The organism is Streptomyces sp. NPDC059679 (genome assembly GCF_042734105.1).
Lineage (GTDB): Bacteria > Actinomycetota > Actinomycetes > Streptomycetales > Streptomycetaceae > Streptomyces.
In genome coordinates, this window is the sequence record NZ_JBHWES010000017.1 from 148,913 (window position 1) to 169,126 (window position 20,214).

Below are 20,214 nucleotides of genomic sequence, written 5' to 3' on the forward strand. Positions count from 1 at the left end.
CGATTGCCGCCATGACCACCACCAGCGAAGCGCCGGGTCAGAAGCTGACCGCCAAGGGCCTGGCTACACGCGAACGCATCGTCAGGGCGGCGGCGGAGCTGATCTACGAACACGGCGCGCAGAACACCAACAACGAGCAGATCCGCGAGGCCGCCGGGGTCAGCGGCTCGCAGCTGACGCGCCACTTCCCCACCAAGGAGTCCCTGGTGCGCGCCGTGCTCGCCTGGCAGGCCGACCGCATCGTCGCCCGCCACCAGGCGCCCGAGCTGGGCGAGCTGGACAGCTTTGCCGCCCTGCGCCGGTGGGCCGACTCCTACATCGCCTCGCAGGACATGCTGCGCGGCGGATGCACGTTCGGCTCCCTGGCCGCCGAGGTCGTCAAGACCGAGCCCGCCCACCGGGACACGGTGGCCGACGGCTTCGACCGGTGGCAGGAGCTGTTCAAGCACGGCCTGAGCAAGATGCGCGAGCGCGGCGAACTGCGGCCGGAGGCCGACCCGGCCGCGCTCGCCCACCTGCTCACCGCCGCGTTCCAGGGCGGAGCGCTGCTGGACCAGGCGGCCGGCGAGTCCACACCCCTGCGTGACGCGCTGTACGGGGCCCTGGCCTATATCGAGTCATTCGCCGCGGAGCGCTGACCGTACTGCGGAGTGCGGACCCTCAACAGAGACGGGTTACGACGCGACCTCGGCGGGAACATCGCGAACGACCTCGGTCAGCTCGCCGGAATCGATGTCGTAGAAAAGGCCGTAAATCTCGATGTGCTTGGGCGTGCCCGGGCTGTTGCGGATCAGGCTCACGTCGTAGGTGAGCGACTTCTCGAAGTCGGCGATGGAGATGCCGTCCCAGTCGTACAACGACGAGATGTCAGTGTGCTGCTCGTGTTTCCACGCAGCGGTGATTCCCTCCGCCGCGAAGGAGGTCGCGCCGCAGAAGGAGTGGTGCACGACAACAACCCGCTCGATTCCGAAGAGGTGCTGGGAGACCGTGATCGAGCGAAGAGCGTCCGCCGCGCGCCCACCTCCGACGATGAGGGGGAACACGGTCGCTGTGGAGCCCATCTTCCTGCCGGTCTCGTCGAGGAGAAGTTCTCCGGGGTAGACCTCGTCGCCGAAGTAATCGGCCACCGCCTGCGCAGCCCCGGCCGCCCGGGGGTCGAAGCAGTACATGGCGATCGTCCTGACGGGAATCACACTGGCGATGATCTCCCGAGCCGCTGCTTCGTTGTAACCCGGCTGTCCTTGGAACGTGAACGCTGCAAAATCCCACTCCGGTTCTCGCGGTTGACTCCCCGGCTTCCTTGGCAAGCCGGGAACGTTTCGCGTAGGGAATGGGTACGTGGCACGGCCTCCGCGGCCTCCCGACGGAGGCTCGTGAGGGCTTCTCGCCTACTCCCCCCACGGACCGTTGACCACGCCGCGCTCCATGGTGCTGACGCCGTCCGCTGCCCGCTCCTGCGCAAGGTGGTAGGCCATCGTGCAGGGAGGCGCGGCTGTCTCGGAGCGGGCACCGTGGGCAAGGACTTCGTCGGCCAGATGGCGGACCATCGCAAGCCGCGGGTACGCGGCATGGATCTGACTCTGTTCCTCGGCCACGAGGTCGGCGTTCTTGCCGAAGTCGATCCAGATGCCTTCGTAGGTCAGGTAGGTCAGCAGCCCCATTCGTTCGGGGATCTGCGGAATGGTGTGCAGAGCGATGGCCTCCCAGACCTTGTCGACATCCACGGCCGGGGCGCCGAGACCGGTCAGCACGGCGGCGGCAAGATCGGCACCCTCCATCTCGAACCGGAGCCGGCCCGGTGCGTCCGGGCCGGTTCCCAGGTCGTGCATCACGTTCGCGGCGAAGAGGAGTTCCTCGTCGTAGTCCGCGTCGTTGAGAAGTCCCCGGTGGGCGGCGAACAGGCGGGCCCAGTAGAAGCCGCGGATGCAGTGGTTCAGCACGGACGGATGCACCGCGGCCCGTGCCGCGGCGAGGCTCGCCTCGACCAGTGGCCCGGAAGGGAGGGCGAGTACGTCGCCGTGCAGCCCGTTCGGGAGGGTAGGAGGAGGATTGGTCATGATGTGACGCTACGAGGGCAGACCTCGCGCAAAAAGTGGCACGGATGCCAACCAACGCTACAGTCGTGCCACTATGACCAAAAGACATCACGTTGCGGTGCTCGTGCTGCCCGGTGTCCTCGCGCTCGAATTCGGCACCGCGACGCAGATCTTCTCAACGGACCCGCACTACGAGCTGACCGTGCGCGCCGAAAGCGGGCCCTGACCCGTGCCCGGGTCCGGCTTCGCGATCACCGTCGCGGCCGGCCTTGAAGCGCTGGACGACGCCGACACCGTGATCATCCCGGGTTACGACGACATCGACACGACCCCGTCAGCCGGATTCCTGACGGCGCTGCGGGCGGCCCACGCCCGAGGCGCCCGGCTCGTCTCCATCTGCACCGGAGCCTTCGCCCTCGCCGCGGCCGGACTGCTCGACGGGCGCCCCGCCACCACGCACTGGCGGCAGGCTGAGCAACTGCGACGGCGCTACCCGCGCGTCAATGTCCTGCCCAACCAGCTCTACGTAGACGACGGCGACATCCTCACGTCCGCCGGCGTGACGGCGGGAATCGATCTGTGCCTGCACCTGATCCGCACCGACCTGGGCGCCGCGGCAGCGAACACACGCACGCGATCTCGTCGCGCCGCCACGGCGACAGGGAGGCCAGGCACAGTTCATCGAACAGTTCCGCCCCGAAGCCAGCGGAGACGAGCTCGCTCCCCTGCGGGAGTGGATGCTCGACAACCTCGCGGACCCACTCACCGTCGACGACCTCGCAGAACAAGCCCATATGTCCCGGCGCACCTTCATCCGCCGCTTCCGCGAGGAGACCGGCACTACGCCGATGGCCTGGCTGACCGACGCACGCATCGACCGAGCACGCGAACTGCTGGAGGCGAGCGCTGTGCCCGTCGAACAAGTCGGCCGCCTCACTGGCTTCGGTGCCCCCGCTTCCCTGCGGGCCGCCTTCCACCGGCACCTCGGCACCTCGGCACCTCGGCACCTCGGCACCTCGGCACCTCGCCCCAGGAATACCGGACTCTGTTCCGCCACAAGGCGGAACGGACGCGGACCTGACCGCGCAACCGCCGCCGGCAGGTGAGTGCTCAGGAGGCGTCGGAGACGACTGGGCGGGGCGCCCGCTGAGACCGGGCCCGCGCCGTAAGCGGGAGTCCTTCGAATGCCTGATCGGCGACGCGCTCCAGCGCGACCGCGTCGCACCCGGCCTTGGCCAGCACTTCCATGCCCCGGTTGATCGCCATGAGCAGTTGGCTGATTCCGGGGGCGTCCACCTCGGGATCGAGAGACACCGACATGGCCAAATTCCTGCTCAGCATCCACGTGCTGGCAGCGATCCTGCTCATCGGACCGGTCACCATCGCGGCGAGCTTGTTCCCGCGTTTTGCGCGCCAGGCACTGGCAGACGGGCCCGAGCAGCAGTCGGCTGAGGGCCCGGTCCGGCTGCTGCATCGGATCTGCCGGGTCTACGCCGTGGCCGGCATCTCCGTCCCGATCTTCGGTGTCGGCACCGCCCAGGTGATGGGCGTCATGGGCAGCCCCTGGCTCATCGCCTCCATGGCTCTGACAGCGGTGGCCGCCGTCCTGCTGGGCATCGCGGTGCTCGGCACCCAGGACAACGTGGTCAGCCAGCTCGACAAGTCCGAACGGACGTCGACCGCCGCGGAGTCCCTGATCGCCCGGCTGCCCCGCCTGTCGGTGATCACCGGCCTGTTCGCGCTCGCCTGGCTGATCGTGGTGGTCCTGATGATCGTCCGCCCCGGCTCGACGACAGGCGCATAACGGCTCAGCCACCGAAAAGCAGGATGGGAATTGTTAGAGTGCGTCAATGGGCTGGAACATAGAGGTGGTTGCTGTCCGGCAGGACGAGCTGTACGAAGCGGTGCCGGACGTGTTCATCGAGACGAGCACCACGATGTGTTTCGAGGACGCAACCTCAGGCAGGCGGGTACCGAATCTGTGCGCAACGAAGGTCGGCGACTGGGTGGTCGTCATCGATGCGGGCTGCAGGCTGTCGGGGGACTACGACTACCTGGATGAGGCATCAGCGTCGACAGACCTGCATCTTGTGCGGATCGCCGACAAGCCGATCGCACTGCACTACCGCAACGGTCAGCAGGTGTTGGAAGCGACCGGCAGCGACGCGGTTCCCGAGATGACGCCTGACGATGACGGAGAGTCGTGGGCGCTGCATGCGCTATTCAAGAGAACCGGCGTGAATTTCGGGGAAGAAGGCCCATTGGGTCTGTGGAACGCGAAATTCACGCTCTTCACCATCTGACTGATTCGACCCGTTGATCGGTCGGCGATCCTGGATTCGCAGTCAGCCGCTGGAACCGCGGACCACGAGCTCGGGTTTCAGGACGACATCACCGCTGCCGCCGTCGAGGAGCGCGAGGGATGCCTCGACCATGCGCTCGGCGGTCGAGCCCAGGGTGGTGAGTCCCGGCGCGGCGGTGTCGGAGATGTACGTGCCGTCGAAACTCGTGATCGCGTACTCAGCGGGCACGCGCTTACCGGCGTGCTGAAGCGCCGTCAGCAGGCCGAGCGCGACAGTGTCAGCGGTGCAGATGATCGCATCTGTGTCGCCGGGGTTCGCGAGCAGCCGCTTCGCCGCGTCGATGCCGCTCGCCACGGTGAAGTTCGGCATTTCCAGAACCCGGTCGTCCGGCCCGGCGAGCGCACGGAACGCGGTTGTGCGCTCGATGCTCGACGAGGAGTCTTCCTGGGCGTCGACCATCAGGATGCTGCGGCGGCCTCGCGCCCGCAGGTGATCCACGAGCAGGCGGACCCCCGCCGCGTTGTCGAGCCGTACCGACGGCGCTTCGACGCCTCGTGCGCGGCGGTCGACCTGCACGACACGGTTCGACCGCGCGAGCTCCGTGATCGCCTCGCCACTCCGCTCGAACGCCGCAGGCACCACGAGTACCGCGTCCACCAGCACCCGATCCATGGCGCCGAGCTGGCGCTGCTCGGTCTCCGGGCTCTCGCCCGTGTCGATCGTCACCAGCCGCTTGCCCTGAAGATCCAGGCGGCGCGAGTACGCCGACACCAGCTCCGCGAAGTACGCGTTCGCGATCGCGGGAACGACAAGCGCCAACGAATCCGTCGACTGAATCCGCAGCGCCCGCGCCGCCGCGTTCACCCTGTAGCCCAGTTCGTCGCATGCGTTCCGCACCCGCAGCGCCAGCTCCGGGTCGACGTTGCGCTGAACACCGGAGAGCACACGGCTCGCCGTCGGCACTGAGACCCCTGCGCGCAACGCCACGTCCTTCAAGCCGATGCGCGCGCCCATCTTGATCTCCCCTGGCTGCTGGCCGTCGATGTTATCAGGGCGTTCCCGGCGACCCGTTGACGCGGCAGGGACCAGCGTGCTTAGGTTCGGAAATGGTTTTCCCGACGATGAGAGTACCGCGTGACCACCCGTCCGCCGCCCCAGGGGGCGGCGCACGGGTGCTTGTCGTCGGATCGGTCCCGCTCATCGCTTGCGGCGGCAGCCGCATCGTCGTCCACGCGGGAGCCGGCGATCTCCTGAAGCCCGCGCATGTCCGCGCGCTCGCTTCCCCTCTCGCCGGCGGTTTAGCGGTCCACCCCACCGCTTAGCGGTCCGCCTCACCGCCGTACGCACGTCCCCGTACACGCGTCCGCCGCGACCGCCGCGACCGCGATAACCGTCACCGCGCACGTCGCATGCGGAGCCGCGTCGTCCCCCGACGCGGTCGACGCGCTCCTCGAACGCGAACCCACGAATTCCCCGAAGTTCCAACCACCCGCCCCTCCCCACATCGCCATACATCGAAAGGCGCCCTTCCATGAGCAGTGAGGCTCAGCAAGGTCGTAGAGGCACGACCGTCGAATCGAACGGCGTCAACCCCGTTCCCGATGCCGAACGGCGCGGGAGGCCGAGCGGCCTGTTCGCTGTGTGGTTTGCCTGGAACATCTCGATCCTCGGCATCAGTTACGGCATCTTCGTCTTCGGTCTCGGTCTGAACGTCTGGCAGACGATCGTCGCCGGGACCATCGGCTACCTCGCCTCGTCCGCCCTCGTCGGCATCCTCGCGGTCGGCGGGCCCCGCACGGGACTGCCGACCCTCGCCCAGACGCGCTTCGCGTTCGGCATCAAGGGCAACAGGATCCCCGCGTTCTTCGCCTACCTGTCCAATATGGGCTGGAAGGTGACAATTATCACCCTTGCCTCGACCACCGGTGCGAACCTGTTCGCGAAGCTGTGGCCGTCGGTGTTCGCCGATACGGACGGGTCGAGCGCCACGTTCACGATCGTGCTGTGGTTTGTGCTCGTGCTCGCCGTGACAATGACGGTCTCCGTCCTCGGCCATGAGTTCATCATGAAGGTCGAGGTCTGGATCTCGTGGGTGACCGGCATCATGACGGTCGCGTTCCTCGGATTCATGGTGCCTGAGATCGAGTGGTCGCACCTCGGTGACACCCCTGCGGGCGGACCGCTGGTGTTCATCGGCGGCATCATCATGGCGATGACCCTCGTCGGCCTCGGCTTCCTCAACTACGGCGGCGACTTCGCCCGTTACCTCCCGCGCGATACTCCGGCACGCGGCGTGATCAGCTGGACGGTCGCCGGGCTCAGCCTGCCGGTCGTCATCCTCCTCGCCGTCGGCGCGCTTCTCGTCGGCGGGGATTCGAAGCTCGGTGCCGCCACAGCGTCCGACCCGATCGGCGCGCTCACCGCGCTCCTGCCGATGTGGTTCTTCGTTCCCTTCTCCATCATCATCGTCATCTCGCTCGTTTCGGCCGCCATCACCGGCATGTACAGCTCCGGCCTCGCGCTCATGGCGGTCGGCGTACGGCTGCGCCGCTCCGTGACGACCGCGATCAACGCGGTCATCATCGCGGCGGGCGCCTTCTACCTGCTGTTCATCTCCACCTCGTTCCTCGCGACGTTCCAGTCGTTCCTGTCGCTCATCGCCGTGATGATGGGCACCATGGGCGGCATCCAGATCGTCGACTTCATCCGGCAGCGCCGCATGGGCTGGAACACCGATATGGCGAACCCGCGTGGCTACGGCGGCCGCGACGCGCGCTGGACGGCGATTCTGAGTCTGATCACCGGAACCGTCGTCGGTCTCGGCCTGGTGACGAGCTCCGACCCGAACTTCGGGAAGATCACAGGGTTCCTCCTCACCGAGAGCGGCCGCACCGGCGTGTTCGGGTCGAGCGGGCTCGGCATCGTCATCGCCCTGGCGCTCGGCGCCGCGCTCTACGCGATCCTCACGTTCGGGCTCCGGCTGGACCCGAAGCCCGACTACTCGCTCGTGACCGCGGGAGACGCCGCTCGCGGGAAGGGCGGGCACGGGGAGGGCGGGCGCAGGGTTCCGACTCCCGACGCGGCCGGCAGGCATGCGGCCGAGCGCACCGAACGCTGACCGACCCGTGGCGGCGAGGCCCACGCGGGTCTCGCCGCCGCTCGAGGAGCTGACCGCTCGAGGAGCTGACCCCCTTGTCCGCACATGAGACCGCGCTGCGGCGATTCCGGAACCCGGACCCGTGGCATGCGCCCGCCGCCTACTGGTTCTGGCATCGGCTGCCCGCCAAGGACACGATCCGCGCCCAGGTGCGGCAGATGCACGACGCCGGGATCCGGAGCTTCCAGGTGCAGGCGCGGCTGTCGTACCCGATCGAGGGTTACCTGAACGACGACTACCTCGCCGCCTGCCGTACGGCCGTCGAGACGGCCGCCGAGCTCGACATGATCGTCGGCATCTATGACGACTACAACTGGCAGACCGGTCACGCCGCGGGCCGGGCCGTGGCCGACCACGACGAACTGCGCGAACGGCACCTGTTCTGGGTGCGGATCCCCGCGGGCGCGAGGGACGGCTCGCTCAGCGGGATCCGCTCGGCGACGGAGAACCTCGGCCCGGCCGCGATGGACTGGCACTACGAGGGCGGCGTCGTCGCCTGGGCCGACTGGCGGGTCGAGTACGCGCTCGTCGTGGAAGGGGAGCAGGGCGCGGTCGCCGAGCGGCCCGAACTCGTCGACGGCGTGGACGGCACCGCCGACAGGTGTCGTATCCGCCTCGCCGGCCCCGTGCCCGACGGCGCGGAGGCGATCGTGTTCGTCTCCGCCCGCTGCGCGACCTCCCGGCTCGTGAACCCCGTCGACCCGGTCGCGGTCGATCGCTTCATCGAGGCCGGCTACCAGCCGTTCGCCGACGCCCTGGGCGACTTCTTCGGCTCCACCGTCGCCTACATGTTCTTCGACCAGCCGCACGCCGTGTACTACGACTGGCCGGAGCGCACCGGAGACCTGCGTTCTGCGATGCCGTTCCACGAGAGCCTGGCCGTCTCGATCCGGGAGCGCTGGGGCGGGCAGACCCCCCAGGTGCTCGCCGCCGTACTCGACGGGGACGACCCGGAGCGGCTGAGCCTTCGCGCCCAGTTCTACGAGCACTTCAGCGGCTACGCGATGGAGACGTTTCTCGGCAAGCTGCGCACCTGGAGTCACGCCCACGGCCTGCGTCAGACCGGCCATGAAGTCCTCGGGCACGTCGGCGGCTGGGCGCTCGACACCGCGTTCTCGAACTGGGACCTGCGCGTGAACTTCGGCCTCGACCACTTCGGCGTGGACGGTTACCGCGACCTCACCGCGGTGGATGCGCAGGACGCGCTGGTGCAGCTCAGCCCCGTGTTCGGCGACTCCGTCGCCCGCCACCACGGCCGCGGCGGGACGATGGTCGAGCAGTACTTCCTCACCCCGCCCGAAGGCGGAACCCCGTGGTCCGGCCACTGGGGGCTGACCCTGCAGGAGCTGCGCACAACGGCGATCAACCACCATCTGCAGGGCATGCGGCAGATGGTCTTCCACGGCTTCTATCAGACCCACGGCCACGGAGACGATCACGAGTCGCTGCGGAATCCGCGCTTCGACTTCCCCCCGGGCATCAATTTCGAACCGTGGTTCGCCGATCATCACCTGCGGTTCGCGCTCGAGAGCGCGCGGCTGAGCGAGTTCCTCGAGCCGGTGTCACCGCAGAGCGACGTGGCGGTCCTGTACCCGTTGCGTACGGTGTGGACCGCGGGTCAGCTCGGCGAGCAGGCGTCTGTGATGGGCGAATGGGCCCGCGCGCTCACCGAGGCCCGGGTGGGCTTCCACCTCGTGGACGAACGCGATCTCGACGCCGCCGCTGTGGAGGAAGGTGCGGTGCGCTTCGGGGACCACCAGTACCGGGCGCTCGTACTCCCCGCCGTCACGACGCTGCGCTCGGCCGCATCGCTGCACCGGCTTCGCCGTCTGGCCGAATCGGGGGTACGGGTGCTCGCGAGCGGTGCGACACCCGCTGTCTACCAGGACGGCCCGCAGACCGCCGTCGAGGACTGGGCAGGCCTCGCCCCGGCCGTGGAGGTGTTCGCCACGGTCCCCGAGGAGGCGGTCCTGAGCGGGCTCGTCGCACAGCGTGGGCGGACCGAGCCGACGCTGCGCGTTCCCGCGGGCTCGCCGGTGCGCTGGCGCGGCGGCCCGGACGCGGCCGACGGCTTCCGCTTCGCGTGCTTCGCCGAGGCCGAGGGCACGGTGGAGCTCCTGCTGCCCGACGGGCCCTGGCGCATCGAGGAGTGGGAGGCCGCCGACGGTTCCGTGCACGCCCTCGAAGCAGACACCCTCGAAACAGCCGAGGGCCCGGTCGTGCTGCGGCTGGAGCAGAACGCAGTGCGTTTGTTGCGTGTGTACCGGGGCGCGGAGGCCGCTTCCGGCCGGGCCGACGCCACGGAAGATTCCGAGGCCGCGGCCGGTCGCGGCACGCCGGAATGGTCGGCGCCGGAGGCGCCCGAGGAGCTTGAGTCCGGCTGGCTGCTCGAGGTCGCCGAGGGCGCGTACGAGGAGGCGGGCACCCGCCGCGACATCGCGGTGACGCACGGCTGGGAGCGCCAGGGCCTTCCGGCGTTCGCGGGCACCGCCGACTATGTGCGGCAGATCGAGCTCGACGCGCCGGTCCGCCTGGAGCTGACGCTCCCGGCTGTCGCCGGAGCTGTGACCGTGTCCGTGAACGGCGTGCGGGTGGGGGCGCGCGCCTGGGCGCCGTACCGCGTCCCGATCCCCGCCGATGTCCTGCGGCCCGGGGCGAACGAACTCCGCATCCGGGTCGCGCCGTCGGCGGCCAACCGCTACTACGCCGGGACCGGGCTCCGCGCCGAGCCCGAGCCGTGCGGACTGCTCGCGCCTCCGCTGCTGAGCCGCGCGCTCGCGACTTCGGACCTCGGTGCGCCCCCGGACGGTTTCGACACCGGCCCCCGCGACTCCGGCCCCCGCTCATCCTCGATCACGGAAGGCTGATCCACCTTGCTCAAAGGACTCGACCCGCTCCTGACCCCGGACCTGCTGTACGCGCTCGCGCAGATGGGACATGGAGACACGATCGCGCTCGTCGACAGGAACTTCCCCGCGCACTCCGTGAACGACCGGGTGATTCGGCTGGATGGCACCGACGTCGTCTCGGCGGGCCGGGCGGTGCTGGGACTGCTGCCGCTCGACACGTTCATCCCCGAGCCCATCGCGAGGATGGCGGTGGTCGGCGACGCCACCGCCGAGCCGCCGGTACAGACGGACTTCGTCGCCGCCGCGGAGGAGGCATCGGGCCGTCCGCTGGCGGTGGAGGCGGTCGAACGCCACGCGTTCTATGCGCGTGCCCGCTCCGCGTTCGCGGTGGTCATCACGGGCGAGGACAGACCGTACGGGTGCTTCCTGCTCACCAAGGGCGTGCTGCCGGAGTTCTCTCCGGAGCGTTGACGCCTGCCGCCGAGCCGTCACCTTCACATAGCACCACTTCCAGGGTGCGCGGTCCGTGCACCCCCTCGACCCGGTCCAGCTCGATGTCGCTGGTGGCGGACGGACCGGAGATCCAGGTGAGTGGTCGCGACGGGTCGAGCCGTTCGAGCGAGCGCGCCGCACCCGGCCCAGGATCACGTCCTTGCCGCTCATTTGTCTGCGTCCTTTCCGCCGTCCGTCCGTCGCCACCAGTCGCGGAACGGTTCGACCGGCATGGTCGGCAGGTCTCATGTTGCCGTCCATCCTTTGCCTGGGCCCGGGATGAGCAGGGATTCTCTATGATTCATGCCATGACCGATGGGACTCGACAGGATGCGCTGACCGATCGCGTATACGAAAGCGTCAAGGCGATGATCATGGACCATGAGATCGCACCTGGCGCCCGCGTAAGCATCGAGGGACTGGCCCGTCAGCTCGCCGTGTCGGCGACCCCGGTGCGAGAGGCGCTCGCCCGGCTCGAATCGGAGCGGCTCGTGGTCAAGCGGCCCAACGCCGGCTATCGCGCCACCGACCTGCTCGACCGCGACGCCCTGCTCGACCTGTTCGAGATGCGGCTGTTGCTCGAACCCCGGGCCGCTTCACTGGCCGCGGAGAACGCGAGCGACGACGAACTGCGTCAACTGCGGTCCGTCGTCGAGGAGATGCGCCGCCAGCCAGACCTGGGCGAGAAGTACGCGGACTATCGCCGATTCGCCGCGCTCGACCAGGAGTTCCACGATGTGCTGGCCCAGGCCGCGGGGCGGCCGCTGCTCGCCGACGCGGTGAACCGCCTCCACGCCCATCTGCACATGCTGCGGCTGAACAGCGCGCCCGGATCCGTCGACGCCACCGTCGCCGAGCACGAGCACATCCTGAACGCTCTCGTACAGCGCAACCCGGAGAAGGCGGCCGAGGCGATGGCCACACATCTGCGCTCCAGCCGGGTACGCCACCGCCCGCAGCCCCCGGCGCGAAGCCGGACCGCGTCCCGCTGAGCGTCAGAGCCGCGTTGTGCGGCTCGCCCGGCACGCTGCCCCGCGAGCTGGGGCGCCCTGTCAGGATTCGCCGGTGTTCCTCAGGCGCGACCTCGACGCCTCCAAGTGGTCGTGCATGGCGCGCGCCGCGGCCCCCGGGCCCTTGGCACGGATGGCGTCGAGCACCGCCTGGTGCTCGACGACGGCCTCACCGGCGATGCTGTGCCGGAAGTAGAGCCGGTAGGTGTGGGTGTGCGCCCGGAACCGGCGCAGCGTGTCGGCGATGAGCGGGCTGCGGCTCGCCTCGGCGATGGCGTTGTGGAAGGCGGCGTCGAGTTCCGCGAAGCCGCGATACGCCTCGTAGGTGTCGCCGCGCAGCGGCGGTCTCATCTGCTCGAGCAGGTGGTGCATGCCGTCCAGTTCGGCTGAGGTCGCGTACCGTGCCGCGCGTTCAGCGGCGGCCGGCTCGAGGAGCAGGCGGATGTCGTAGAGGTCGTCCAGGCCGGTCCGGTCGAGCAGGGGGGCGACCAGGTAGCCGGCGTTCGGCCGGCGCACGACGAGGCCCTCGGACTCGCATCGGGCGAGAGCTTCGCGGACCGGCGTCTGGGACACCTCGAGTTGGCGGGCGAGCCCGGCGATCGACAGCTTCGTACCGGGCTCCAGGTCGTGATCCATGAGCAGGGTCATCAGCGCCTGGAAGACCGACTCACGAACGTTGATCTTGACCGATCCCCGGGAACCCGAGCTGTTCATCGCGGCTGCGACCGTCAGCGGCATGGGCTCACTCATCGACCCTCCACATCGTCGATCACTGAATCTACGCGCTTGACGCCGCTTCCATCAGGAGGACGGCTTCGATCGTTCTGAAATCTTCGCGACACCTGTTGACGCACGATCGGAATAGCTGCATCCTCAATCAAATCCTATAGTATCCGATCTGGGATCAAGATCCTCTCGATGCGGAGGGTGACCCTCGTGACCATTCCCGACTGGTTCGATGAAGCGGCCTTCGGGCTCTTCGTCCACTGGGACCACGCCAGTCAGCAAGGCGTGGAAATCGGCTGGCCGCTGGTCGGCCATTCGATCCTTCCGGGCCGTACCGAGCCTGAAGCCGACATCACGGTCGCGCAGTACCAGTCGACCGCCGCGACCTTCGATCCGCACCGCTGGGATCCGCGGGCAGTCGCCCGCCTCGCCCGTGCCGCGGGTGCGCGCTATGTCGTCTTCACCGTCCGGCACCACGCCGGCTACTCGATGTACCACACCGAACATTCCGACTTCTCCATCGCGGCGTCACCGTACGGACGGGACATCACCCGCGAGTTCTTCGACGCGCTGCGCGCCGAGGGCCTGCGGGTCGGCGTCTACTACTCGCTGCTGGACTGGAACCATCCGGACTACCCCGCGTTCACCGACGCCGACCGCCCCTACCCGCACAACCTGTACCGCCGGCCGTCGCCGGAGCAGTGGGCGCGCTACATCGGCTATGTCAAGGGACAGCTCACCGAACTGCTCACCCGGTACGGGACGATCGACCTGCTCTGGTTCGACGGGGAGTGGGAACGCACCGCGGAGGAGTGGCATGCCGCCGAGCTGCGCGAGCTGATCAAGTCGCTGCAGCCGGATGTGATCATCAACGACCGGCTGCCGGGCCAGGGCGACTACGCCACTCCCGAGCAGGGCATGCCGCGCCGTCCGCCGGGCGGACCGTGGGAGCTGTGCCTCACCATGAGCGACAGCTGGGCGTACCGGCCCGACGACCTGGACTACAAGAGCCCGCGCCTGCTCGCCGGCTACCTCAGCGAGGTCGTCTCGCGCGGCGGCAACCTCCTGCTCAACATCGGGCCGCGCGGCGACGGAACGCTTGTGCCGACCGAGGTGGCCATACTCAAGCGGCTCGGCGCCTGGCTCGCCAGCCACGGCGAGAGCCTCTTCGGCGCCGGGCCGGCGTCCGAACGCCTCGACTTCCACGGCCCCGCCACCCAGCACGGCGACACCGTCTACCTGCACCTGCTGTTGCGGCCGCAGGACCTCCTCGTCGTGCGCAACGTGCCTATCGGCTTGGTGGCCGGCGTGCGCATGCTCGGCACCGAGCAGCCCCTGGAGTACTCCGTCAATGAGGAAGTGCACAAGGCCAACGGCGCCGAGGACGAGCCCCTCGGCGAGCTCTTCATCACCGTGCCGCCACCGACCGGCGCCCTCATCGACGTGATTGCCATCGAACTGTCCAACTCCCGGAAAGACGAGTCACGTGCGGCCCTTTAACACTTCCAAGGCGGCCAGGCGTGCCGTGGTCCTGCTCGCGGCCGCGAGCATCCTCTCGGCGTGCGGCACCGGTCCGGGCGCTTCATCCGGCGACGGCAAGTCGCTGCGTGTGCAGATCCCCGCCGGGCCGATGGCCGATCGGATGCAACAGGTCGGCAAGGACTTCGAGAAGGCCAACCCCGGCACCAAGGTCACCTTCGAGAGCGTCGACTCCAACAGCTCCCGCGGCCCGAATGTGGCCCTGCTCAGCTCGACCGCCACCCCGGACATCGGCTACCTCCAGCGCAGTACCGGCGTCTGGTCGGCGCTGCTGAAGAACAAGCAGCTCACCCCGATTGACGATGTGTGGAATGCCGCTGGTCTGGCGGACAAGTACACCAAGAGCCAGACCGCCTACTACACGACCAACGGGCATCATTACGGCGTTCTCTACGAGGAACTGCTGATCGCCCCGATCTACTACAACAAGGCGGCGTTCGCCAAGGCCGGCATCCCCGACCCGGCCGATCACCAGGTCGCCTCCGTCGCCGAGTTCGAGTCCATGGCGGCCAAGTTGAAGTCCGCGGGGTACGAGGGCCTCGGCGTCGGCGGGTCGAGCCCGTACGACCTGGGGCACACGCTCGACGCGCTGCTGCCCACCGCGGTGTCGGAGAGCGACTACCAGGCCATGCTCACGAACTTCAAGCCGGGTTCGCCGACGAACGTCAAGTACACCGACCCGGGCTTCGTGAAGGCACTGCGGACCATCCAGGGCTGGCAGAAGAAGGGCATCTACCAGAAGGGGATGCTCGGCATGGACACCACGCAGGCCCAGGCGCTGTTCACCAGCGGCAGGCTCGCGATGCTGCAGGGCGGCAACTACAGCTACGCGGACCTGAAGGCGGCCAAGCCGTCGTTCGACATGGGCTGGTTCCTGCTGCCGCCGCTGACGAAGGGCCGCAAGACACCGTTCAACGCCTTCAACGGCGACACCCTCGTCATCCCGGCCAAGGCGGCGAACCCGGGGCTGGCCAAGAAGTTCCTCAAGTTCTTCATGACCGACAAGTACCAGGTCAGCGTGGTCGCCGCCAGCGGCTCCCTGCCGGTGTTCACCTCGATCAAGCCGTCGAGCCTGTCGAACCTGGGCGACCTGGTGCAGCAGCAGTTCGAGCTGTCCAAGTCCGTCGGACTGGTCAACATCTGGGACTCGACCGTGCCGTCCACGCTCGGGCAGTCGTTCGCGGTGCCGGTGCTGCAGAAGCTCGTCTCCGGCAAGCTGACCCCGCGGCAGGCGGCCCAGCAGTTCCAGAACGGGCTGGAGGATCTGCAGTCCGGCAAGGTCTCCGGGGCGACGGACTGATGACCGCCCAGGAGATCCCCCCGGTTGCCGCCACCACCCGCAGGCCACGACGCAGTGCACGGAAGTTCCCGATTCTGATCCTCGCACCGGCGCTGGTGCTGATGACCCTGCTCATCGCCTACCCGGTCGCGGAGTCGGTGCACATCAGCCTCGGCTCGTGGGACGGCGTCGGATCCGTCACCTACCGCGGGCTGGCCAACTACCGGCGGCTCATCAACGACTCGCTGGTCCGGCAGTCGATCGTGACCAGCCTGGTGTTCTTCGTCGGCACCGTGGTCTGCACCGTGGTGATCGCGACCTTGCTCGCCAACGCGATCAACCGGAAGGTCCCCGGTGCCCGCTTCTTCAAGATCATCTGGTTCCTGCCGGTGATCGTCCCGGTCAGCGTCGCGGGCGTCTTCTGGTCCAACTCGTTCCAGCCCTCCACCGGCGTGGTGAACACAGTGCTCGGCTCACTCGGACTCGGCGACGCACACGCCTGGCTCGCATCGCCGACGACCGCGCTGATGGTGACGATCTTCGTCGCGGTGTGGACGCAGACCGGGTACGCGATGCTGATCCTGCTGGGCGCGATGGACACCATTTCCCCCGAGGTCCACGAGGCGGCCACGCTCGATGGCGTGTCCGAGGCCGGACGGCTCTTCCGGATCACGCTGCCGAACATCGTGCCGATGCTCGGTACGGTCACGACCCTGATGTCGGTGTTCTCCTTCAACGCCTTCGGCATCATCTACGCGATGACCCGGGGCGGGCCCGGCAACGCCACGAGCATCCTGCCGGTGCTGGTCTACAAGCAGTCGTTCATCGACCAGGACTACGGCTACGGCTCGGCCACCGCCGTCGTGACGACGCTGATCGTCAGCGTCATCGGCGTCGTGGTCCTGCAACTGTTCCGCCAGCAGCGGCTGGACGCGCGATGACGGCCCCGACGACACCGGCGCGGCTCGCGAAGACCCGTACGGCCGACATGGCGGCAGACGCACACCGACACCGACGGCAGCGACGGCTCCGGCGACGCGGCCCGCTGTGGTACCTCGGGTACCTGCTGCTGCTCGTCTGGACGTTGATCACCGTCGTCCCGTTCCTGTCGATGCTGTTGCTGTCACTGCATCCGACGGCCGACATCTACGCCCATCCGCTGGGCCTCAGCGGTCGCTGGATGCTGTCGAACTACTCCACCGCCTGGCGCGGCACAGTCGGCGGCGCACCTCTGCCGACGTACATCGTCAACAGCCTGCTGATCACGCTCTGCAGCCTCGCCATCGGCGTGACCTGCGGCAGCCTCGCCGGCTACGGCCTGGCCCGGGCGACCCGGGCACTGTCGGGCGCGGTCAGCCGCATCATGGTGCTCGCCCTGAGCATCCCGCTGATCGTCGCGCTGATCCCGACGTTCGAAATCCTCGGCAGGTACCGCCTGCTCAACAGCGTGCTCGGCATCTCGCTGGTGTACGCGGCGTTCATGACGCCGACCATCGCCCTGATCATGCGGTCGGTGTTCGCCGCCGTGCCGCGCGAACTGCTCGAGGCCGCCAAGATCGACGGGTGCGGGGAGTTCGCCGCGCTGCTGCGCGTCGTACTGCCGATCAGCAAGGGCGGCTTCATCTCGGTCTCGATGCTCGGGCTGATCTTCGTCTGGAGCGAGGTGCAGTTCGGCGTGGTCCTGCTGACCCGCCCGCAGAACCGCACGCTGTCGGTCGGGCTGCTGTCCTTTCAGGGACAGTTCGTCAGCGATCAGGGAGCCTTCTTCGCCGGCCTCACCATCGCGACGTTTCCCATCGTCATCCTCTTCCTCATCTTCCAGCGCTACGTCACGAACGGCATCACGCTGGGCGCCCTCAAGTGAGCCGTAGCCCCCAAGTGAGCCGTATCGTGCCCCGATCCAGGAAGCCCACGACATGACCCGAATCGAACGCATCGACGTCCAGCTGGTGGATCTCGAGCCGGCGGCCGTACGCGTCGACGCGATGCAGTCCTTCGTCAAGCAGGAGACGGCCCTCGTCACAGTCCACACGTCCGACGGGCTGTCCGGCATCGGGTACTCCTACACCATCGGGACCGGCGGGCGGGCCGTCGTGTCGCTCATCCGGGACCACTTGGCCCCGGCACTGCTGGGGCGGGACGCCCGGCCCATCGAGGCGCTGTGGCGGCACATGCTCGACCAGACCCGGGCGACGACCGTCGGGGCGATCACCTCGCTGGCGTTCGCCGCGGTCGACACCGCGTTGTGGGACCTGCGCGGTCGCCGTACCGGCGAGTCACTGTGGCGGATGGCGGGCGGCGCCCACGAGCGGCTGCCCGTCTACGACACCGAGGGCGGCTGGCTGCACCTGCCGATCGAAGACGTCGTGGAAGGCGCGCGGCAGTCGGCAGCGGCCGGGCTGCGCGGCGTGAAGATCAAGGTGGGCAGGCCGTCGCCGGCCGAGGACGCCGAGCGGCTCGCGGCCGTCCGCGCGGCCGTGGGCCCGGAGCTGGAGGTGATGGTCGACGCGAACCATGCCTTCACGGCCGCCGACGCGATCCGCCGCGCTCGCACGTACGAGCCGCTTGACATCGCCTGGTTCGAGGAGCCTCTGCCGGCCGACGACCTGGCCGGGCACCGTCGGCTGTCCGCCTCCACCAGCGTGCCGGTGGCCGTCGGCGAGTCGCTGTACTCCGTCCAGCGGTTCGGTGCCTACCTGGCCGCGGGCGCGGCCGGGATCGTCCAGGTCGACGTCGCCCGCGTCGGCGGGATCACCCCCTGGCTGAAGGTCGCGCACGCCGCCGAGGCCTGCAACGTCGCGGTGAGCCCACACTTCCTCATGGAGCTGCATGTCAGCCTTGCCGCGGCCGTGCCGAACGGGATCTTCGTGGAGCACATACCGCAACTCCAGGCGATCACGCACAGCACGCTCGCCATCGAGGACGGCTGTGTGACCCCTCCCGACGTACCCGGCATCGGAATCGACTGGAACCCCGACGCCCTCGACGACCACCGGGTCGCCTGAACGACTTAAGGAGCAAGGAGCCTTGATGAAATGGGTGGACCGCGCTGAAGCCTCGACAAGCGTGGCGGGACCGCCACGTGTCGACGCGCACCACCATGTGTGGGACCTGTCGGTCCGGGACCAGCCATGGACACGGGACCTGCCCGCGCTGCGCCGCGACTTCACCATGACGGACCTGGCGCCGCAGCTCGACGCGCATGGCATCGACGCGACCGTGGTCGTCGAGACGGTGGACTCGGCGGACGAGACCGTGGAGCTGCTGCGGCTGTACGCGCGCGACATCCGCGTTGCCGGTGTCGTCGGCTGGGCCGAACTCACCGCCCCCGACCTGGCCACCACCCTGGACCGGCTGCGCGCGGCGGAGGGCGGCACCGGCCTGGTCGGCCTGCGGCACCAGGTTCAGCTCGAACCGCCCGGCGCGGCAGAGGGAGACTGGCTGCTGCGCCCGGACGTCGCCGCCGGCCTGGACGTCCTGGGCGACCGCGGGCTGGTCTTCGATCTGATCGTCACCGCCGCACAGCTCCCCTCGGCGATCGAGGCGGTACGGCGCCACACCGGCACGTCCTTCGTCCTCGACCACGCGGGCAAGCCGCCCATCGCGGCGGGCGCGATCGAGCCGTGGGCGACGCACATCGCCGAGCTGGCGGCCCTGCCGAACGTCGCGGTGAAGTTCTCCGGCCTGCTCACCGAGGCCGGCGACGGGCAGCGCGACGCCGAGCACCTGCTCCCGTACGCCCGGCCGCTGCTGGAGGAGTTCGGCGCCCGGCGGCTGATGTTCGGCTCGGACTGGCCGGTGTGCACCCTGGCCGCCGACTACGGGCACACCTTGTCGATCACTGCGGCGCTGCTGGAGACGCTCGACGACGCGGACCGGGCCGCCGTGTACGGGGGCACCGCGAGCCGTTGGTACGGACTCGCTGTCGGCAGTGGGGCCGCCGCGTGAACCGCCGGCGGATCGGACGGACCGGCGTCCACGTGACCGAGCTCGGCTTCGGCAGCGCGCCGATCGGGAACCTGTACGCCGCCGTCGACGACGAGCAGGCACTGGCCACCGTCGACGCGGCCTGGCAGGCCGGCGTCCGGTACTTCGACACGGCGCCGCACTACGGGCTCGGCCTGGCCGAGCAGCGGCTCGGCCGGGCGCTGGCGTCCAGGCCCCGCGCCGAGTACGTGATCTCGACGAAGGTCGGGCGGCTCCTCGTCCCCAACGACGATCCGCGAGGCACGGATCTCGGCTCGGGGTTCGCCGTACCGGACACGCTGCGCCGGCGGCTCGATTACTCCCCTGCCGGGGTCAGGCGCAGCCTCGAAGACAGCCTGACCCGGCTGGGCGTCGACCACGTCGACATCGTCCTCGTACACGACCCCGACCTGCACGTCCCGCAGGTGATCACCGAAACGGTGCCTGAGCTGCTACGGATGCGCGACGAGGGCCTGGTCTCGGCGGTCGGCGTCGGCATGAACTACTGGCAGCCGCTCGCGGAGATCGTGGACCGCTGCGACGTGGACGCCGTGATGCTCGCCGGACGCTGGACCCTGCTCGACCGTTCCGGCGAGCCGCTGCTGCACCGCTGCGCCGAGCGCGGCGTGTCGGTGCTCGCGGCGGCGCCGTTCAACTCCGGCATTCTCGCGCGGACCGAGCCGGGCGAGGACGACACCTTCGACTACGCGCCGGTGACCGAGCCGGTGCTGCGCCGCGCCCGCGAGCTCGCCGCGCTCTGCCGGGCCGCGGGCATCGAGTTGGCCCACGCCGCGCTCCGCTTCCCGCTGCGGCGGCCGGAGGTGGCGTCGGTGGTCGCCGGTATGGCCTCCCCCGAC

At 69.0% G+C, this 20,214-nt stretch carries 21 protein-coding genes and 2 pseudogenes; 17 read left to right on the forward strand and 6 right to left on the reverse strand.

What is annotated here, in order from left to right:
• Positions 1 to 11: 11 nt before the first annotated feature.
• A complete protein-coding gene (locus tag ACFV2X_RS20365; RefSeq protein ID WP_385618170.1) occupies positions 12 to 638 on the forward strand; it encodes a TetR/AcrR family transcriptional regulator in 627 nt (208 codons plus the stop codon).
• A gap of 36 nt (positions 639 to 674) precedes the next feature.
• Here ACFV2X_RS20365 and ACFV2X_RS20370 read toward each other — a convergent pair whose 3' ends face one another.
• Positions 675 to 1,193, reverse strand: a complete 519-nt coding sequence (locus ACFV2X_RS20370; protein ID WP_385618172.1) for a carbonic anhydrase — start codon at positions 1,191 to 1,193, stop codon at positions 675 to 677.
• A 195-nt stretch (positions 1,194 to 1,388) separates the two neighbouring features.
• Positions 1,389 to 2,057, reverse strand: coding sequence for a hypothetical protein (locus tag ACFV2X_RS20375; protein ID WP_385618174.1), 669 nt, complete (start codon positions 2,055 to 2,057; stop codon positions 1,389 to 1,391).
• 73 nt (positions 2,058 to 2,130) lie between these two features.
• On the opposite strand from ACFV2X_RS20375, the gene ACFV2X_RS20380 reads away from it, so the two are divergent.
• From ACFV2X_RS20380 to ACFV2X_RS20390, 3 genes and pseudogenes are all read left to right on the forward strand, one after another.
• Positions 2,131 to 2,262 (forward strand): hypothetical protein, encoded by a 132-nt coding sequence (locus ACFV2X_RS20380; RefSeq protein ID WP_385618176.1) that lies wholly within the window; start codon positions 2,131 to 2,133, stop codon positions 2,260 to 2,262.
• Between the two features lie 69 nt (positions 2,263 to 2,331).
• Positions 2,332 to 2,574 (forward strand): annotated as a pseudogene (locus tag ACFV2X_RS20385) (DJ-1/PfpI family protein); the annotation flags it as partial.
• Positions 2,575 to 2,773: 199 nt separating this feature from the next.
• Positions 2,774 to 3,142 (forward strand): helix-turn-helix domain-containing protein, encoded by a 369-nt coding sequence (locus ACFV2X_RS20390; protein WP_385618177.1) that lies wholly within the window; start codon positions 2,774 to 2,776, stop codon positions 3,140 to 3,142.
• Between the two features lie 4 nt (positions 3,143 to 3,146).
• Here ACFV2X_RS20390 and ACFV2X_RS20395 read toward each other — a convergent pair whose 3' ends face one another.
• Positions 3,147 to 3,356, reverse strand: a complete 210-nt coding sequence (locus tag ACFV2X_RS20395; RefSeq protein ID WP_385618179.1) for a hypothetical protein — start codon at positions 3,354 to 3,356, stop codon at positions 3,147 to 3,149.
• On the opposite strand from ACFV2X_RS20395, the gene ACFV2X_RS20400 reads away from it, so the two are divergent.
• Together ACFV2X_RS20400 and ACFV2X_RS20405 are read left to right on the forward strand one after the other, a co-directional pair.
• On the forward strand, positions 3,355 to 3,840 hold the full coding sequence (locus tag ACFV2X_RS20400) for a DUF2269 family protein (protein ID WP_385618180.1): 486 nt from the start codon (positions 3,355 to 3,357) through the stop codon (positions 3,838 to 3,840). The two genes, ACFV2X_RS20395 and ACFV2X_RS20400, sit on opposite strands and share 2 nt — an antisense overlap.
• 46 nt (positions 3,841 to 3,886) lie before the next feature.
• Positions 3,887 to 4,339 (forward strand): hypothetical protein, encoded by a 453-nt coding sequence (locus ACFV2X_RS20405; protein WP_385618182.1) that lies wholly within the window; start codon positions 3,887 to 3,889, stop codon positions 4,337 to 4,339.
• Between the two features lie 42 nt (positions 4,340 to 4,381).
• On the opposite strand, the gene ACFV2X_RS20410 is transcribed toward ACFV2X_RS20405, so the two are convergent.
• Positions 4,382 to 5,353 (reverse strand): LacI family DNA-binding transcriptional regulator, encoded by a 972-nt coding sequence (locus ACFV2X_RS20410; protein ID WP_385618184.1) that lies wholly within the window; start codon positions 5,351 to 5,353, stop codon positions 4,382 to 4,384.
• Between the two features lie 517 nt (positions 5,354 to 5,870).
• On the opposite strand from ACFV2X_RS20410, the gene ACFV2X_RS20415 reads away from it, so the two are divergent.
• From ACFV2X_RS20415 to ACFV2X_RS20425, 3 genes are all read left to right on the forward strand, one after another.
• On the forward strand, positions 5,871 to 7,457 hold the full coding sequence (locus ACFV2X_RS20415; protein ID WP_385618186.1) for a purine-cytosine permease family protein: 1,587 nt from the start codon (positions 5,871 to 5,873) through the stop codon (positions 7,455 to 7,457).
• A gap of 74 nt (positions 7,458 to 7,531) precedes the next feature.
• A complete protein-coding gene (locus ACFV2X_RS20420) occupies positions 7,532 to 10,363 on the forward strand; it encodes a hypothetical protein (RefSeq protein WP_385618188.1) in 2,832 nt (943 codons plus the stop codon).
• 6 nt (positions 10,364 to 10,369) lie between these two features.
• Entirely contained in the window at positions 10,370 to 10,816 is a 447-nt protein-coding gene (locus ACFV2X_RS20425; RefSeq protein ID WP_385618190.1) for an RbsD/FucU family protein, read from the forward strand.
• Here ACFV2X_RS20425 and ACFV2X_RS20430 read toward each other — a convergent pair.
• Positions 10,776 to 10,970: pseudogene (locus tag ACFV2X_RS20430) on the reverse strand (LUD domain-containing protein); the annotation flags it as partial. The gene ACFV2X_RS20425 and the pseudogene ACFV2X_RS20430 sit on opposite strands and share 41 nt — an antisense overlap.
• A gap of 175 nt (positions 10,971 to 11,145) precedes the next feature.
• Between ACFV2X_RS20430 and ACFV2X_RS20435 the strand changes: the two are divergent.
• Entirely contained in the window at positions 11,146 to 11,829 is a 684-nt protein-coding gene (locus tag ACFV2X_RS20435) for a GntR family transcriptional regulator (protein WP_385618192.1), read from the forward strand.
• 60 nt (positions 11,830 to 11,889) lie between these two features.
• On the opposite strand, the gene ACFV2X_RS20440 is transcribed toward ACFV2X_RS20435, so the two are convergent.
• Positions 11,890 to 12,597, reverse strand: coding sequence for a GntR family transcriptional regulator (locus tag ACFV2X_RS20440; protein ID WP_385618195.1), 708 nt, complete (start codon positions 12,595 to 12,597; stop codon positions 11,890 to 11,892).
• 186 nt (positions 12,598 to 12,783) lie between these two features.
• On the opposite strand from ACFV2X_RS20440, the gene ACFV2X_RS20445 reads away from it, so the two are divergent.
• From ACFV2X_RS20445 to ACFV2X_RS20475, 7 genes are all read left to right on the forward strand, one after another.
• Positions 12,784 to 14,073 (forward strand): alpha-L-fucosidase, encoded by a 1,290-nt coding sequence (locus tag ACFV2X_RS20445; RefSeq protein ID WP_385618197.1) that lies wholly within the window; start codon positions 12,784 to 12,786, stop codon positions 14,071 to 14,073.
• 25 nt (positions 14,074 to 14,098) lie between these two features.
• Positions 14,099 to 15,412 (forward strand): ABC transporter substrate-binding protein, encoded by a 1,314-nt coding sequence (locus tag ACFV2X_RS20450; RefSeq protein ID WP_385618199.1) that lies wholly within the window; start codon positions 14,099 to 14,101, stop codon positions 15,410 to 15,412.
• On the forward strand, positions 15,412 to 16,332 hold the full coding sequence (locus ACFV2X_RS20455; RefSeq protein WP_385618201.1) for a carbohydrate ABC transporter permease: 921 nt from the start codon (positions 15,412 to 15,414) through the stop codon (positions 16,330 to 16,332). The genes ACFV2X_RS20450 and ACFV2X_RS20455 overlap by 1 nt, the downstream gene beginning before the upstream one ends.
• Positions 16,329 to 17,255 carry a carbohydrate ABC transporter permease gene (locus tag ACFV2X_RS20460; RefSeq protein ID WP_385618204.1) on the forward strand — a complete coding sequence of 309 codons (927 nt, stop codon included), beginning with the start codon at positions 16,329 to 16,331 and terminating at the stop codon, positions 17,253 to 17,255. The genes ACFV2X_RS20455 and ACFV2X_RS20460 overlap by 4 nt, the downstream gene beginning before the upstream one ends.
• Positions 17,256 to 17,307: 52 nt before the next feature.
• Positions 17,308 to 18,396: a mandelate racemase/muconate lactonizing enzyme family protein gene (locus ACFV2X_RS20465; protein ID WP_385618206.1), complete on the forward strand. Its 1,089-nt coding sequence runs from the start codon at positions 17,308 to 17,310 to the stop codon at positions 18,394 to 18,396.
• Between the two features lie 25 nt (positions 18,397 to 18,421).
• Positions 18,422 to 19,339: an amidohydrolase family protein gene (locus ACFV2X_RS20470; protein ID WP_385618208.1), complete on the forward strand. Its 918-nt coding sequence runs from the start codon at positions 18,422 to 18,424 to the stop codon at positions 19,337 to 19,339.
• Positions 19,340 to 19,371: 32 nt separating this feature from the next.
• On the forward strand, positions 19,372 to 20,214 hold an 843-nt coding region (locus ACFV2X_RS20475), incomplete at its 3' end, for an aldo/keto reductase (protein ID WP_385618210.1).

Excerpts from the sequence above, each read along its gene's own strand:
- ACFV2X_RS20380 (WP_385618176.1), top strand. The coding sequence starts at position 2,131 with ATGACCAAAAGACATCACGTTGCGGTGCTCGTGCTGCCCGGTGTCCTC.
- ACFV2X_RS20455 (WP_385618201.1), top strand. The coding sequence starts at position 15,412 with ATGACCGCCCAGGAGATCCCCCCGGTTGCCGCCACCACCCGCAGGCCA.
- ACFV2X_RS20365 (WP_385618170.1), top strand. The coding sequence starts at position 12 with ATGACCACCACCAGCGAAGCGCCGGGTCAGAAGCTGACCGCCAAGGGC.
- ACFV2X_RS20440 (WP_385618195.1), bottom strand. The coding sequence starts at position 12,597 with ATGAGTGAGCCCATGCCGCTGACGGTCGCAGCCGCGATGAACAGCTCG.
- ACFV2X_RS20375 (WP_385618174.1), bottom strand. The coding sequence starts at position 2,057 with ATGACCAATCCTCCTCCTACCCTCCCGAACGGGCTGCACGGCGACGTA.
- ACFV2X_RS20400 (WP_385618180.1), top strand. The coding sequence starts at position 3,355 with ATGGCCAAATTCCTGCTCAGCATCCACGTGCTGGCAGCGATCCTGCTC.
- ACFV2X_RS20470 (WP_385618208.1), top strand. The coding sequence starts at position 18,422 with ATGAAATGGGTGGACCGCGCTGAAGCCTCGACAAGCGTGGCGGGACCG.
- ACFV2X_RS20390 (WP_385618177.1), top strand. The coding sequence starts at position 2,774 with ATGCTCGACAACCTCGCGGACCCACTCACCGTCGACGACCTCGCAGAA.
- ACFV2X_RS20410 (WP_385618184.1), bottom strand. The coding sequence starts at position 5,353 with ATGGGCGCGCGCATCGGCTTGAAGGACGTGGCGTTGCGCGCAGGGGTC.
- ACFV2X_RS20395 (WP_385618179.1), bottom strand. The coding sequence starts at position 3,356 with ATGTCGGTGTCTCTCGATCCCGAGGTGGACGCCCCCGGAATCAGCCAA.
- ACFV2X_RS20405 (WP_385618182.1), top strand. The coding sequence starts at position 3,887 with ATGGGCTGGAACATAGAGGTGGTTGCTGTCCGGCAGGACGAGCTGTAC.
- ACFV2X_RS20435 (WP_385618192.1), top strand. The coding sequence starts at position 11,146 with ATGACCGATGGGACTCGACAGGATGCGCTGACCGATCGCGTATACGAA.
- ACFV2X_RS20415 (WP_385618186.1), top strand. The coding sequence starts at position 5,871 with ATGAGCAGTGAGGCTCAGCAAGGTCGTAGAGGCACGACCGTCGAATCG.
- ACFV2X_RS20465 (WP_385618206.1), top strand. The coding sequence starts at position 17,308 with ATGACCCGAATCGAACGCATCGACGTCCAGCTGGTGGATCTCGAGCCG.
- ACFV2X_RS20460 (WP_385618204.1), top strand. The coding sequence starts at position 16,329 with ATGACGGCCCCGACGACACCGGCGCGGCTCGCGAAGACCCGTACGGCC.